The organism is Candidatus Clostridium helianthi (assembly GCF_045310795.1).
Taxonomy (GTDB): domain Bacteria; phylum Bacillota; class Clostridia; order Clostridiales; family Clostridiaceae; genus Clostridium; species Clostridium helianthi.
The window spans coordinates 1-16,018 of the sequence record NZ_JBJIAB010000035.1; the positions used below are offsets into that span (position 1 = coordinate 1).

General features: G+C 26.7%; 12 protein-coding genes and 1 pseudogene. 5 read left to right on the plus strand and 8 right to left on the minus strand.

Translation table 11 applies throughout. From position 1 onward, the window contains the following. Positions 1-1,358 precede the first annotated feature (1,358 nt). From ACJDTP_RS20635 to ACJDTP_RS20650, 4 genes and pseudogenes are all read right to left on the minus strand, one after another. On the minus strand, positions 1,359-1,748 hold the full coding sequence (locus tag ACJDTP_RS20635) for a hypothetical protein (protein WP_077869045.1): 390 nt from the start codon (positions 1,746-1,748) through the stop codon (positions 1,359-1,361). Positions 1,749-2,059: 311 nt separating this feature from the next. Continuing rightward, on the minus strand, positions 2,060-3,205 hold the full coding sequence (locus tag ACJDTP_RS20640) for a replication initiation protein (RefSeq protein WP_406762294.1): 1,146 nt from the start codon (positions 3,203-3,205) through the stop codon (positions 2,060-2,062). Between the two features lie 259 nt (positions 3,206-3,464). After that, positions 3,465-3,575: pseudogene (locus ACJDTP_RS28120) on the minus strand (type II toxin-antitoxin system YoeB family toxin); the annotation flags it as partial. Continuing rightward, on the minus strand, positions 3,568-3,834 hold the full coding sequence (locus ACJDTP_RS20650) for a type II toxin-antitoxin system RelB/DinJ family antitoxin (RefSeq protein ID WP_077869042.1): 267 nt from the start codon (positions 3,832-3,834) through the stop codon (positions 3,568-3,570). The pseudogene ACJDTP_RS28120 and the gene ACJDTP_RS20650, both read right to left, overlap by 8 nt. A 744-nt stretch (positions 3,835-4,578) precedes the next feature. Between ACJDTP_RS20650 and ACJDTP_RS20655 the strand changes: the two genes are divergently transcribed. Both ACJDTP_RS20655 and ACJDTP_RS20660 read left to right on the plus strand, forming a co-directional pair. Beyond that, complete coding sequence (locus ACJDTP_RS20655) at positions 4,579-5,133, plus strand: hypothetical protein (RefSeq protein ID WP_406762295.1); 555 nt, start codon at positions 4,579-4,581, stop codon at positions 5,131-5,133. A 452-nt stretch (positions 5,134-5,585) separates the two neighbouring features. Next, positions 5,586-5,951, plus strand: coding sequence for a helix-turn-helix domain-containing protein (locus ACJDTP_RS20660; protein ID WP_406762296.1), 366 nt, complete (start codon positions 5,586-5,588; stop codon positions 5,949-5,951). A gap of 129 nt (positions 5,952-6,080) precedes the next feature. Here ACJDTP_RS20660 and ACJDTP_RS20665 read toward each other — a convergent pair whose 3' ends face one another. Then, on the minus strand, positions 6,081-6,959 hold the full coding sequence (locus tag ACJDTP_RS20665; RefSeq protein ID WP_406762297.1) for a hypothetical protein: 879 nt from the start codon (positions 6,957-6,959) through the stop codon (positions 6,081-6,083). A gap of 335 nt (positions 6,960-7,294) precedes the next feature. Here ACJDTP_RS20665 and ACJDTP_RS20670 point away from each other — a divergent pair, with 335 nt between their 5' ends. Beyond that, positions 7,295-8,566: an AAA family ATPase gene (locus ACJDTP_RS20670; RefSeq protein WP_406762298.1), complete on the plus strand. Its 1,272-nt coding sequence runs from the start codon at positions 7,295-7,297 to the stop codon at positions 8,564-8,566. A gap of 306 nt (positions 8,567-8,872) precedes the next feature. Here the strand turns inward: ACJDTP_RS20670 and ACJDTP_RS20675 are convergent, their stop codons facing one another. Then, positions 8,873-9,892, minus strand: a complete 1,020-nt coding sequence (locus ACJDTP_RS20675) for a replication initiation protein (protein ID WP_406762299.1) — start codon at positions 9,890-9,892, stop codon at positions 8,873-8,875. Between the two features lie 764 nt (positions 9,893-10,656). Between ACJDTP_RS20675 and ACJDTP_RS20680 the strand changes: the two genes are divergently transcribed. Together ACJDTP_RS20680 and ACJDTP_RS20685 are read left to right on the plus strand one after the other, a co-directional pair. Continuing rightward, positions 10,657-11,841 (plus strand): AAA family ATPase, encoded by a 1,185-nt coding sequence (locus ACJDTP_RS20680; RefSeq protein WP_160360419.1) that lies wholly within the window; start codon positions 10,657-10,659, stop codon positions 11,839-11,841. Between the two features lies 1 nt (position 11,842). Next, positions 11,843-12,658 carry a PD-(D/E)XK nuclease domain-containing protein gene (locus ACJDTP_RS20685; protein WP_160360418.1) on the plus strand — a complete coding sequence of 272 codons (816 nt, stop codon included), beginning with the start codon at positions 11,843-11,845 and terminating at the stop codon, positions 12,656-12,658. A gap of 310 nt (positions 12,659-12,968) precedes the next feature. Here the strand turns inward: ACJDTP_RS20685 and ACJDTP_RS20690 are convergent, their stop codons facing one another. Continuing rightward, a complete protein-coding gene (locus tag ACJDTP_RS20690; protein ID WP_406762300.1) occupies positions 12,969-14,441 on the minus strand; it encodes a restriction endonuclease subunit S in 1,473 nt (490 codons plus the stop codon). Position 14,442: 1 nt separating this feature from the next. Further along, positions 14,443-15,915: a class I SAM-dependent DNA methyltransferase gene (locus ACJDTP_RS20695; protein ID WP_406762301.1), complete on the minus strand. Its 1,473-nt coding sequence runs from the start codon at positions 15,913-15,915 to the stop codon at positions 14,443-14,445. Between the last annotated feature and the right edge of the window lie 103 nt (positions 15,916-16,018).

The following is a 16,018-nucleotide window of genomic DNA, read 5'->3' on the forward strand; positions in this document are numbered from 1 at the left end:
TAAGTATAGTTGACTCAACTGGTAATCAAAAATTTTATAACAGATTCGATACTGAAAATGAATCTATAAATTTAGGTGTTATTAATGATGCTGATCTTATAGCAATAGTTGGTAAGGGGGAAATAGCCATTATTTTTTCTAAATAAATAGAAATTTAACATATAGTCCATTCTTTTGAATAATTTAATACTTACCACATTCTCACCAGAAATAGATGCAGTATTGTTTCAAATTCGTTCAATCCATTATGCAAGCACCATTGGGCAATGATATTGCATCTCACAATTGTATTAATCCGTCATAATCATCATATACCGTATTCTTTATAAAATGTGACAAGAAAATCTTTTCCTATTTTGTACATGCATTTTATCTGTAGGATTTACTCAAAACACATAGAATAAAGGTTGATCAGATAAGAGAATATTCATGATAAAGCTTTTTTAAAATTTATACTTAATTTCTTTAAAAGTTAGGAAATGGTTTGTGGGCTTGAATATAGAAATATGATTTTATATAAATTTTAATGATAAATTGCTATTATATTTCAACAGACAATCAAAGGTCTATAATTCCAATTAACAATATGAAAATAAAATTTATATACATTGTTTTGCATACTAGAATGGTCTTTATATAAGAGATGAAGATAAATTGGCTAAAGAGGTACACAATAGATTACCCCTTATTTTCCAAAAGTTCTTTTTCAAATTTTTTTGAGAAGTAAATTAAAATATTTATCATAACTGTAGTTGTTAATAAAACAGGAAAAATCCAATTTTCTTTAAAACTAATTGTTAAAAAATCAATTAAACTTAATATGCTTACCATTATGTTATATATACCCTCAATTCGTAAATATTCTTTTTCATTAAGGATAACATATTTTTTTTTCACATTATTAACTTTAAAATTAATAATGTTTGTAAATATATTAAAGTAACAGCTAATACCCATTATAGCAAATATAAGGAATAATACTCCAAATAAATATTTTAATAAGAAATCAATATATTCAAACATACAATGGTCCTTTCTCTTAATATTACTGATTATTATTATAAATATATTAATTAAACATAGTATATGAAAATCCTTTTTTATTATTGAGATTGTTGCGTACATTAGCCAAACTTTTCTGCGAAACTCTTCTAATCCTTAATTTATCTTATAGTGATCAGAAAAGAATAAAACCTAGTAATTTCAATGATTTATAGGCTTATAATAGGAAAGTTTGCTTAAGTATGATTCAAGTTAAATACAATAAAAATATAAAAAAACAAGAGAATAGTCATAAATACTATAATCTTGTTTTTTATATATATTAATTATGTTGAAAATAAACTTTTAAAATAATTTTAATATTCTCCAACTTCAACATAACCACTAGAAGAAACTATTCTATCATAAGTAAGATATCCACCAGAAGAATTTGGACTACCAGTACCCCAACCTGAACAGCCTAGAGTTGTTTCTATTACTACGCACCAATCAGGGTACTTAGAATTATACTTTGCTATAGTTGCCTGTAAATCATCATATACGGCTGCTACAGCACCTTGTATAGTACTAACAGCTAAAGCTCCAGGAACACTCTTTTTTACAAGAGCAGCAAATAGGGACACAACTGCGTTTATTTTAGTAGCGTTATGAGAATTTACAACCGCATCAATTTCAGCTACAGTTCCAAATCTTGCTTCAAATTCTGATTTTGGTATAAAAGTATATACAGTTTTTGTATTTGACATAATATCGTCTCCTTAATTAATTAAATTTTATTAAGCTGTTTGAGGTTAGCTAACTCATTTGCTTTACACTTACTAAAAGAATATTTCTATGAATTTTGTAAACCTAAATTTAATTAAATTTATTTTTTATTTCATTAACGATTGAATTTATTGAATCTAAAAGGTTTAACTTATCTGTTCTGTTAGTTCCCTTATTATATTCTGCTTGGGAAATATGCTTAAATTTCAAAAAACTTTATGAATGATAGTATTTAATCTTAAACACCAAAAAAGGAAACCTAATTTAATAGATTTCCTTATGGATTTAATCTTTACTTATCCCATCCAAGCAGCTTTTTTTCCAGCTCATCATAATCATACTGCCTTGGTTCAAAATTATTAAACCGTAGCTTTTTAGAATCATCTGCTTCCTCATTTAAAGATTTATTATTTAAATTTTCAAGTATTCCCGTCAAATACTTAACTGGTGCTGTTATCTTTCCTTGTTTTGATTTATTGCACATTATAGATACCCCATCATAAACCAGAACCTCACCATATTTTAACTTAAGTCTATGTATAGTTGAGTCTGCTATGGTAAATCCTGATTTTTTTAAGTATTCAGTAGCATCTAAAGTTTCCTTTTTATCTTTTAACAAAGATTCTTCATAAGAGCTCTCATCTAATTCTAAAGCCAACTCGTCAATTGAAATTTGCTTATTTATAGCCTTGTCTTTACTAAAATCATATATTCTAGGCTCTAAATCTTCAACAATAAAAGTTAAGCTTTTTACTGATCTTCCTGCTTTATTTTCTTTATAAGACACTTTCATATTTAACTTTTGGTTTATTTCCTTTAATGCCGGCTCTACAACTTTAGTTTTGAAGTTAAAATACCTGTCATAGGACGTGCCTTCCTCAATCATAAGCCACTCTTTAAGCTGATCTATTGTATGCGTAACTTCCTTATTATGCCCGCTCCAGACTCTAAATAACTCATAAAACCTTTGAGTATAATAACCATTTGCCTGTCTTATCATCTTTAAATTAATTGGTGAATATCCAAGCTCCTTATACCCCATTAAAACCTCATAAAGATCTTTATCCAAGTAACAATTAAATTTAAGAGTATCTTTGTCTACTACAACTTTGTTAATAAGTGTTGTAATCACATAACTTTTTTGTTTTTCAAATCTGATAGGAATTTTTATAAACTTTTCTAAGCTTTCAGTTAGTGCTTTCACTGTATTTTCTTTTTTATTCTTAACAATGCTGCTTAGCTCATCAATTGTTAAAACAGCTCTTAACTGGCTGTCATTTTCTTTCTCAATTTGGCATTTATATAAAATCTTATTAAAAATCTTATATTCCACGCTAGTGATGTTAATATTACTTTTAATAAGCGTATTACTCTTAAAAAGTACCTCACTAATATCTTCCGCTTTCTCTTCATCAACTATACTAATATCAGAATTCATATGAGCCTCCAGTTTAGGCACATGAAAGGAAATAATAGATAATCATACTAATCTATTATTTTTTTGCTTTTGCCTAAGTCTTATTAAATAAATAATATCATTAAAACTACTAATCTTCAAACAGGTAGTTTTAAATCCTTAAAAAGTAGTTTTAATATAAAAATTTTAGATATTCTTCAACTGAAACTTTGGTTTAAATTTTCATAAAAAAAAAGCTGATGGTTACAAATCTAATTTTATATCCACCAGCTTTAGACGCATTACGTTCAATATCTTTAATTAGTTGACTAATTCTCTTTAATGTCTTTCTATCCTGTGACTGCCAATAAATATAATCATCAAAAGCTTCATCAGACCATACTTTATTTATTATCTACCTCAAGAATGTCTTCTACTAAACCCTTTCCTTCATTAAGCTGAGTTATGGATTTTTTCAAATTTGCCATATTACTTTCACTATAAAATGGATCACTTGCAGTGATTTCAAAAGGTATTTTACGCTCCCTTACAACTGCTTTGGCAAAAATGGTGAATGCAGTTGTCATATTCATGCCAAAATCCGCAAAAAGAGCTTCTGCTTGTTTTTTTAATTCTTCATCCATACGAACATTAACTGTTGTTTGAGCCATAGTATCACTCCTTTTACTTCTATATATACATTATATGATAATATATATTTTTTGTAAATACATTGTAATTATATTGTATACATATATTTTATTTTTATTCATTTTAAAATACCCAAACTATCCAATCAGCCTTTTTTAAGATCTCCACAAATTTTACTGGAATATAAATTCCTAAAGAATAGAAAATATATGATTGAATCTACTAATCTTTATTATAGATAAATCTTTTTCCTTAAAAAGTAGTTTTACGCCCTTAAAAGGTAGTTTTTAATGAATTTCTATCTTAAATTTTTCCTTAAAAAGTAGTTTTAAATCCTTAAAAAGTAGTTTTACGTCCTTAAAAAGTAGTTTTACGTCCTTAAAAAGTAGTTTTAAATCCTTAAAAGGTAGTTTTAAATCCTTAAAAAGTAGTTTTAACGTCAAAAAAATGGCTTGTTTACTGGGCTCAAAGGGTGCCTAAATACATTAAATACATTAAATACATTAAATACATTAAAACAACTGTTGTTTTTTTCTGTTTTATTTTATTAATTATTATATTTATATATTGTTTATTATTCATTTCTGATAATCATAAATGAATAATAGTTAATACTATCTAAATTATTTAGTTAAAAACATTCTGTATATTCAATTTTTTTGCAAATATAATTTTATCTTATTTTATCTAAGTTTATCATTGACATTTCTTATTTTATCCATTATGATAAAATCATTTTAGAGTTAATGAGCAGAGTTCAAAACTTGGAAGAACAAGTAGCTGACGTTAAAAATGAGTTAGCATCACGAAAATATGAAGAATTTGAAGATGATATTGATGATTCTGTTAATGAACAGGAAGAGTTTACTAGATCTCAAGCAAGAGATAAGGCCATGAAAATAATTCAAAGTAAATTTCCTAATTATTTGGTGGAAAAAGCTTCAAGAAAAGAAGGCAGCGGTATAAAGATTATAAAAGCTGATAAAAATAGCAAAAGGGCTATTATAATTAAATTCTATCATAGCAAAATACATGAAGATAAGAATGGTCTGGATCATGCCTGGCATACAATTAATTTAGACGAAATAATCGGAACTATATATGATTTTTGTTTATTCTCAGTTGTAGATAAAAATGGAGATTGGAATTTCTTTATTTATGAACCCGATGAATTAGGTTTCTATCGTGATGAAAACCGATCTACAAATAGTGAACTTTTTCATTTATACTTCTCTATTAAAGATGGTAAAGCTGTTGAAATTCGTGAAAAGACAATTGATGTTACTGACCATTTAAATAATTGGAATGTATTAAAGTAATAGGAGCTATTTATAATGAATGATTTAGAGAGGAAATTTAATTCAGATATGCAAAATATTTATAATATAGCAAAAAAAGATCTTGGTTATATTTCTAATAGTTTTTTGCACCTTATTTCAGAAAAAGGCTGACTACAGGCTGCAAAAACACTAATATCAAAAAATGGTGGAACCTATGGCTTTGAGGTATTGTGGGAAAATAACAGATTAGATTTATCAATCGAGGCTCATGTGTTAAAACAAGAACATATTTCACTCTTTACTGATGAAGACTTAGCTAAGGATATATATAATAAGAAAATAGAGATTTTATTTTAATAAATTAAGTAAGAAAAAATATAACACATATTGTTACGCTGTACGTTATAATATATGTTATATTTTTTGTATAATTATTTGTTACAATAAAAATAGATAATATTGTATTTTTTAAGGTATTTGGAGGTGTTTATATGCAAAATTTTTCATGCAATTTAACTATAGATAATTTATTTTATAATAGAAAAAACATAGGTAAAAATTTGCTAGAAATAATGAAACTTAAAGGGCATACTAGAATATCATTTTCTAAATTAACAGATATAAACAGGCAAACTTTAAATAACTTATTTAAAGGAGAAATTAACGATAAGACTACATTTAAAACTTGTATAAATAAAATTATAGAAACCGAGAATATAACATTAGCAGATATAATTAATTACAATGAAAATAAAGAAATTCAGAGTGTAGTTGATTATAAGTTTGATCCTGAAGCTAAAGAAATGCTTGACATATTAGATCACATTTTACATTTATGCGATCTATACTATTGCTGATAAAATGATTTCTATGTCTAATCATTATAGGTAAATATATATGTAGATAATAAAGAACTTATGGATATAATATATGATGATAGCCTACATATTATATTTTAATTAAAAGGTCGCAGAATAGGTAAATTTTCAATATCTATTAATTGATGCTACTATTTTGCAAACTGTTTTATGATCTGTAAAAGTGTATTCAGAGTATTTTTTCTCAAAACTTCCATCAGATTTTGCTATAAGAATATTGGATTCTAACTTGTCCATTGAATCAGCAACACTATCTGTATCAGTTTTTATTTCTTTATCACATTCTAATACATATACAGACATAGGCAATGCAATTTCCCAAAAACTTACTGGATCAAAGAAACTATTTTTATCTGTATTGGTATTATCGTATCTATTTGTTTTTACGGAATAATCTATTTCAAAAGCATCTGAAAAATTTTCAATTTTAGATACTATTTTTTTGTAGTCATAATTATCATTATCATAAAATACTTCATTTTTAAGATAAATATTAAGCATAAATAAGGCTGCTAGAGATGTTATTAAATTTTCTAAATTTGCTTGTTTATAATTTTTAACTCTATCATGCTTAATTTTATTATAAGCATTATACCAAGGAATAATTTCTTTCTCTTTACCATTTACTTTTAATGTTTCTTTTCTAAATGGTTGTAATTTGCAGTTAAAAGTACTAGAGTCTATATTATTAAAAATTGGATTTACTAATTTTTTATCTAATTTAAATACTTTATTTAGCTCATCTATGTATTCATTAAAATAAACACTTTTTCTTATATGTCCCTTCTTATCTGTAAATTTAATTTTTTCATTTTTACATATAACACTTGCAATATTTTCACACTCAGCAACTGTTCTTAATATTAGATCTGCTATTTTTATAGAATATGTTTTTAATTGTTTTCTATCTATCGCTATGTAATAACTTAGCTCTTTAAATTCTTCTTCTAGTTTCTGATATATTGGCCAAAATAAATTCTTATTCATATTTAATTCTCCTTACAATGTAAATTTTAGCAATGAATAGATGATTATTCAAGTAATACGCGTACAGTTGCAAATATCTAATAAGTTTTAAATTAAAATCTTATAATAATGAGTTTTATTTATTAATTTTGTATCTTTTATGCAAAATTGTGATTATAATATACTAAAAATAACAATATATTTATCCAATAGCTAGCATCTGTAATACTCCCCTTTATTTAAGCTGGAAATAACGGCTGCACGCTCCTGGATAAGTTCAACTAAGATTCAGATGGGGATCAAATCCCACCTGAATCAAGTTTCACTTGATAAAAATTATTATACGGAGGGCTAAAATGTTATTACAATTTACGGTAAAAAACTTTTTATCTATAAAAGATGAAGTGACTTTAAGCATGGTGGCATCTAAAGATTCTTCATTTGAAGATAATCTTTTACCATATGAAGACGGAAAAAAAATTAAAAATGCTTTAAAATCAGTAGTTATATATGGTGCCAATGCTTCTGGTAAAACAAATGTATTAAAAGCATTAAAATTTTTCACATGGCTTATAAAAAACTCTCATGAAATGCAGCAAGGACGAAAGATACCAAGAGATATTTTTAAGTCTGACAAAGAATATAAAAATGAACCTAGTGAATTTCAAGTTATTTTTATTCATAACAATATAAAATATCTTTATGGTTTTTCTGTAACAGAAGATGAGGTTATTGATGAGTATTTATACTATTACCCAAATGGCAGACAAAGTATTATTTTTGAAAGAGAAAGAGATGAATATAAGTTTACAATTGATGTTGAACGTCAATCAGAATTAAAAAATAAATTTCATTCTAAAAATAAATTATTTATTGCCACAGAAAGTTTGTGGGAATATGAAAAAGCAAAGGTTCCTTTTGAATGGTTAAGCAGTTATTTAAATATTTTTATTAATCATGATGGTTTGGAAGGGTATACTGTATCAAGTATGCATAATGATGAAAAAATCAATTTACTTGTAAAAAAATATATAAAACTAGCAGATGTAGGAATAGATGATATAGCCGTAGATATAAAGAAAAGTGACGATATAATAAATTCTGATGTATTTAAATTGCTATCTGAGGATGTTAAATCCCAGTTATTAAAAAAAGTACAGGATGCAAATATTATAGATATTAAAATGATTCATAAAGCTAAAGATAAAGAAGGTAATATTACTAATTATAAATTTGATATAGATGAAGAATCAGATGGAACCCAAAAGTTTTTTGGTCTTTTAGGCCCATGGATTAATGCACTATTGAGTGGATATACAATTGTAATTGATGAACTTGATATTAGGCTTCATACACTTTTAGTAAAGAAACTCATGGGAATGTTTTTAGATCCTGATGTGAATAAGAATAATGCTCAATTAATTTTTACAACACATGATACAAACCTGCTTGATTCAGATCTTTTAAGAAGAGATCAGATTTGGTTTACTGAAAAGAAAGAAGATAAGAGTACTGATCTTTATTCATTATATGATTTTGGAGGAGTAAGAAAGAGTATAAGTATAGAAAAAGGTTATCTTCAAGGAAAATATGGCGCAATTCCAGTGTTAAAGGGTGATTGGAATTAGGAAGATAAAAAAGAACTGCTGAAAATATTGTAAAAAGTAATCCTTATACAAATGTTAGTGATTTGATTGAGTATATGGAATCTTTAGAACATGGAGAAAATAATTAATATTTATTTTTCTATCCAATTTAATCTCTACTATAATTAAAACTTCCACATTTATTATTCTCTTTATACGCTTAAAAGATAAATATATAACTATCTAAAATCACAAATACATTATAAAATAAGTTAAAAATGTTGTTATGAAATTTGTAACAACATTTTTAACTTATTTTATAATATAATTTGTTATTTAATGTATCCATTATTCCTTATTCCAGCCGAGTAGGTTTGCTTCTAATTCGTTATAGTCATAAGTTCTTGCTTCAAAATTATTGAATTTATTATTAATAACTTCAGTTACTGTCCAATCGTTTTTTATTGCCTGCATCATGGCTCCTACTAAGTTATTTACATTTTTAAGTTTACTTACTACATTATATTTTTCCTTAACCTTCTCAATATCATAATCAGCAGCATTAAGTATTTTATAGGCTTCACTATAGCTTATATCTCCAATAAGATTTTTTACAATGTTAATATCATAATTTATGTTTTCTCTATTTAGATCTTCAAGGTCAATAGCTCTTTCACTTTTCACATTCTCATTGTGTTTTATATAAAACTTTAATGATGTTATTTTTCTAACCTCTTTTATTTCTTCGTATTCAATGTATAAATCAGTCTTTGAATTTATTTCATTGACTGCAACGCTTATTACTTTCTGCTTTAAATTTGCATATTTAGGGTATTGTTTATCATCAATATCTAATACGCATCTAAAATCATCAATGGTAATTGATCTGATTCCTATTTTTTCATATTGCTTTAAGAGTTCATATAATCTAAATGAGTAGGTGCTTTTGAATTGCATTATATTTTTTAATTGATATTTGGTATACCAATCTAGGTTTAAATAAAAGGGCTTTAATTCTTTATTTACCTTTAATGTTAAAACTCCATCTTTATATTTACAGGTATCTACCCAATGATATTTTTCAAACTCTCCAGTATTTACATCCTTTATTTTAATAACTCTTTGCATAATGGAATCTGTAATATTATCAATATCCCTATAAAATCTGCTATCGCTTGTATTTAATATTTTTATTAGTTCTTTGGTTTTAAATTTATACTCTTTAAAATCATCATCATCTTTTTTAATCATACTTGCTAGCAGTCTGATTAATTTCTGTTCCATAACAGTTAATGTATAAGATGCTTCAATCAGTCTATTGCTTTGATATATCCAATTATTGCTCATGCTTTTTAGCTCATTAAGCATTTATTATCACCTCGCATTATAAATATAACTTATTTGTAATTGGTTATCAATAAGTTAAAATATTTTATAAAAAATCTAGGTAAAATATTGATATAACTTGATTTAGATACTGTAGTTCAGTTCACTATCGAAAGGTTATATTTAAGTAATTTTCACTATCATTAGGTTATAGTTCACTATCAACTGGTTATACTTAAATCCATTTTTACTATCGATAAGTTATACTTGACTATCAAAAGGTTATATTTGAGCTATTGAAACATAGATATATCAAGGCTTTCAACTATGCCGAAAACATATTAAAACAATATATATAAAACTATATAAAACAACAACAGACTATCAATAAGTTATACTTAGATCATAAGTACCATAAATAAGTTATAGTTGGACTTAGAAACACATCATATCTAGGTTATATTAAATCAATTTTCACTATCAAAAGGTTATATTTAAAAAACTTATTATTTTATAAATGATTTAAACTATTTGTAAAATAATAAGAAAACATATATTGTTGTTGTTTTTATAGGTCATAAAAAATCATTAATCTCAGTAGATTTTAAAATACCATAAATAAGTTATACTTCACTATCAAAAGGTTATAGTTAAAAATATTAAATTGAATTAATTTTAGATTAAATCCTTTATTTATATTATTTTAGTATTAAATATGATAATATTAGATTAAATCAATATAAATTATATTAAAAATGATTAAATATATTCATTTTGGTTAAAACTACTTATAAGGAGTGATAAGTATGTGTAATAAAAATTTAATGTCATCTGATGTCTTTAAACCTTGTAACTTTCCTGAACATACATATATAACAAGGAAATCTAAAGATGATATAGATTATGAACAAAGACTAAAATTAGCTTTAAATATATCTGGAACACTAATTTCAATAATAGGTTCTTCTAAAATGGGAAAAACTGTTTTATGTGAAAAAGTAATACCACTCGAAAGACAGGTTAATGTATCTGGTGCTGATTTTTCAAATGGTCAAGATTTTTGGAATGTACTTGCACAAAAAGTTGGAGTTCCTTTAGAAGGCCAAATAACAGAAAATAAACAAATTAGTAATATAGAGCAACATAGTAAAACTGAAATGTTTATTATGACTAAAGATAAAGTAATTGAATATTTTGTTAGTAATAATAAAGTTCTAATTTTAGATGATTTCCACTATGCATCTTTAGACGCTCAAAAGAGTATTTCAAGTCATCTTAAAGATGCAATAAGAAGAGATTTTAGAGCAATTATAATATCATTACCTCATAGAGCTGATGCCCCAATAAGAAAAAATGCAGATTTAGCTGGAAGACTAAGCCTAATCGATATTGATTCATGGAAGATACCTGAATTAGAAGAAATAGCTATAAAAGGCTTTAACGAATTAAATATAGCTATCCCGAAGGAAATTGCTAATTATATTGCTGTTGAAAGTTTAACATCTCCACAACTTATGCAATATATCTGCTTAAGTATCTGCACACTACTTGAGATTGATAATAGTGAAATTAAAGTAACAGAAATAACATCTGATATATTGACAAAGGCTTTTAAATTTACAACTTTAAATATTGATTACGCAGATGTAGTAAGTTTAATATCAAAAGGTCCTTTAAGTAAAGGCAAAAAAAGAAGTAAGTTTAATACTAAATTTAATGTTGAGATGGATTTATATCAATTAGTAGTTGAATCTCTTGCTCAAAATCCTCCTTCAATGGGATTAACAATAGATGATATTAGAGATAGAGTAAATGCATTAATAAATGATAATGACCCTAAACCAGATAGGCAAAAAGTTAAAGATACAGTTATTAGAATGCAAAAATTGATTGATGAGAGAGAGGATATATATAAAGTTTTAGAATGGAAAGATGAAAAGATATATATAATAGACCCTCTATTCCTTTTCTATTTAAGATGGGGGAGATAATATGAATTGCTCTATAGAATTAAAATATTCAGTAAATGAAGTAACTGAATTTATAAATACACAAATACAAGAGCTTATGAGTATAGATGATCCTAAAGAAATAGCTACCATTTTAAAGAATATATCTGCTAACATAGCTAAATATATATATTCTCCAGAATTAATATTAAAAACATCACAATTAGCAGAATATATAACTAATCCATTTTCCGACTTAAAAAATAAAGAAAGTATTTCTGCTGCTAAAGAAAGAATATTAATGCATTTAAAGGAACTCAAGAATTATATTTATGAGGAAAAATTAAAGTTCATAAATTATAAATCAGATATAGATGAAGAAACATCTATATTAATATTGAAAAAGATACTTAATAATTTTTATGAACACATAAAGAGTATGTATTTGGATGATGTCCATGGAAAAGGTAATATAAAAAAGGATCAATTAGAAAATATAAAAATAGGTAATGAATATGATGTTCAAAGAATACTATTTTCACTTATAAAACCTATATTCCCTAATGCAGGAACTGAAGTAATTGAGGAAATCAATTGTTCAACTGTAAGATATGATATAGATATAGAATCTTGTAATACAACCATCGAAGTTAAATGCACTAGACCTAGTATGAGTGAAAGAACTTTAAATGAAGAAATGGGTTCAGATAGCTTTCATTATAGAAGAAAGCATATACTTTTCTTTGTGTATGATAAAGAATCTATAATATCAAATATAGATAGTTACAAGAAAGAATACAATAAAAAATTTGATGATAAATTTATAGATATTGTGATACTACAACCTATAAACTTATAAAAAATTATTACTAATGAAGTATAGAAATATATAGATAACTATATAACTAGATATCTATATTAAAAAGATACCTAGTTATATATAAAATCATCTATAAAGCCATTTATGTCATAATAACAGTTACAAATTTTGTAATAAAAATTGTAACATAATTTTGTAACAGAAAAGGTTACTGATTACGTGACTTAATATTGTTATTATTATTGTAACTATATATGTAACTTATTAAGATACATATATAGTTACAGCATAATTTTTATTTTTAAGTGCTGGAGATTTAACCTCCCCTACCCTATACACATTCAATTGTTTACTTTACTAACTGTTGACAATAAGGCAGCATTTCTTCTATCTTGGCTACAATACGCTTTTGTTCTTCTAATGGTGGTAAAGGAACTAAAATATTTCTAACTTTATCTAAATTCAGATTTGGTTGTGCTGATCCTTCAGCTCCAGTACGTGATACATCGTAATTGTATATTTGAAAATACAGTATATATTTTCTCAAGTTTTCTTCAGCCACTATATTCTCTAATGCAGCACATGCTTGATTAATAGTAGCATCGATTAACAATTCAGAAATCTGTCCTCTTGTCTTGCCTTGCCCATACATTGCTATTAACAAAGTATGTTTTGGGTAAATTTTTATATTGGTGTTTTCAATCGCAAACTTTGTTATGAAGTTATTTGCTTTTTCAATTTTAAGTTCACCTGTTTGAGAACTTGTTATCCAGGGAATATCTCCATTTTCATGAAACAAAGGATTTGTCTTTGCAGGCGTTAACCCCGTAGATACAGAAAATAAATTTCCTAACCTCACCCACTTCCAACTCTCCGGTATCTCAAAAGGCACCTCATCATCAGTTATTTCAGCAAGTGGTTTTTCCTTCTTAATCTTTTTTTCCTTTACAAGCTTTTCTTTTTCTTCTTGTATCTTCTTATAAAGTTCTTCAGCAGTTCCATCTTCCTCTCTTTGCTCCACTAACTTTCCTTGGATAGCGTATTGCAAAATTGACTTCTGCATATCCTCTGGGAACTTCTTATTAAATGCCTCTAATTTAGAATGGGCTGTGCCGTATTTTTCTATATAAGGCATTAAATCTTCTATTTTGGCTACAATACGTTTTTGTTCTGCTAGGGGTGGAATTGGGATTAAATAAGCTCTTAAAAAGGATAATGAAACAAACGATTGAACACCACCTGTTGCTTTTTTCTTCATAATATCCTGTTCTTTTTCTAAATACCAAAATAAATATTCCATGTTAAATAAATTAATGTTGATTGTTTTAAAAAGAGCCATATTTTTAATTGAAAATTCTCTATCCTTTTTTACCAAAACAGGGTTCCCAATAGAACCAATCATTGCAAATAATATATCTCCGTTGTCTACATTAGATCGTTTGTTTATTTTTTCTGCATCTTCAAATGATATTAATTTTACATTATCAAAATCAATAGTTCCATTAATTAGATTTTTGCTAGTTACTAATGGGATACCTTCTGTAACATACCTTGGTGTATCATGAGTTCCATCTCTAACATCAATAACATCAGACAACCTCACCCACTCCCAACTCTCGGGAATCTCAAAAGGTATATCGCTCTCAGCTATTTCTGCCAGTGGTTTTTCCTTCTTTATCTTCTTTTCTTTTATAAGCCTTTCCTTCTCAGCTTTTATCTCTTTTATTAATTCTTTAGCATTACCTTCTTCTTGTCTCTGTTCAACTAACTTTCCTTGGATGGCTAATTGCAATATGCTGTTTTTTAAATCCTGTGCATTCATACTACAAATTACCTCCAAGCATTGAAGTAATTTTATCTAGCACATGGTCTATTTCAGCATTTAGTGATGCTCTTTTTTCTTGATACTGATGAATTAGCTCCATTGGCTCTAAAATCACTTCTTCTGCGTGTGGTAAGCCACATAAATCTATATTATAATTTAATTCTTCTATTTCTTTAACTGTGTACTTCTTCGCTTTTGGGAATCCGTCTACTTCTATTTCTTCTCTGTTATTCCACCAAGTTATTGCTGGTTCAAAATGCTCTAACTTCATTGGTTTTGTCTTTGAAAAGTTCTTATAACCTTCTGGCATATCTAATCTATAAAACCATGTTTCTTCTGTTTTATGTGTGTTATCAAAAAATAGTATATTTGTTGTAATTGATGTATATGGAGCAAATACACTATGTGGTAGTCTTATAACTGTATGTAAATTGAACTCGCTAAATAATTTCTTCTTGATATTTACTTTGGCATTATCTGTACCAAATAAGAATCCATCTGGAAGGATGATACCGCATCTACCATTTTTCTTTAATCTAAACATAATGATATTCATGAATAAATCAGCAGTTTCAGAGCTTCTTAAATCACTTGGAAAATTAACCTTTACACTGTCTTTTTCATTTCCCCCATAAGGTGGATTCATAAGGACCACATCAAACTGTTCCATTTTTCTATATTCTTTATAATCTGTTTCTAGAGTATTTCCATGGATTATATTAGGATTATCAATATCGTGTAAGAGCATATTAGTTATACATAAAATATGTGGAAGTGCCTTTTTCTCCACTCCATAAACAGAATTATTATAAATTTCTCTATTTTCAAGGGAATTTCCAACTTGCTTTTCTAGAGCATTTAAAGCAGAAACTAAAAATCCACCAGTACCGCAAGCAAAATCTCCTATCTTTTCACCTAAAACTGGCTTTATAACCTCTACCATAAAATCTGTTACTGCTCTTGGTGTATAAAATTCTCCTGCATTTCCTGCACTTTGAAGATCTTTTAGGAATGATTCATAAATCGTACCAAAAGCATGACGTTCCTCATATTCTGTAAAATCAATTTCATCAATGATATTTACCACTTGTCTAAGGAGTACCCCATCTTTTTGATAGTTATTAGCATCTTCAAATGCATATTTTACAATAACCTTACTCATTGGTGTTTCTTCATCTATTTCAATATTTTTTAGAGCCGGGAATAGTTTATTGTTTACAAAATCAAGTAGATTATCGCCTGTAAGTGCTTCTCCATCTTTTTCATCCACAGCCCAGTCTCTCCACTTTAAGCCATCTGGGATAATTGATTTGTAATTATCATCATATAATTCCCATGCTTCTTCCTTTGCATCATATATTTTTAAAAATAGAATCCAGACAATCTGCTCTATTCTTTGGGCATCACCGTTTATTCCTGCGTCGTTTCTCATAACATCTTGAATTCTTTTAACAAAATTTGTTATTGCCATTTTTCTTTCCTGCTTTCATTAGTATTTTAGTTTTCAATGATAAATTATCATTGAAAGCCACAGGCTTTCTTTTAATTTTTTAAGAAAAGCCTATGGCTTTTTA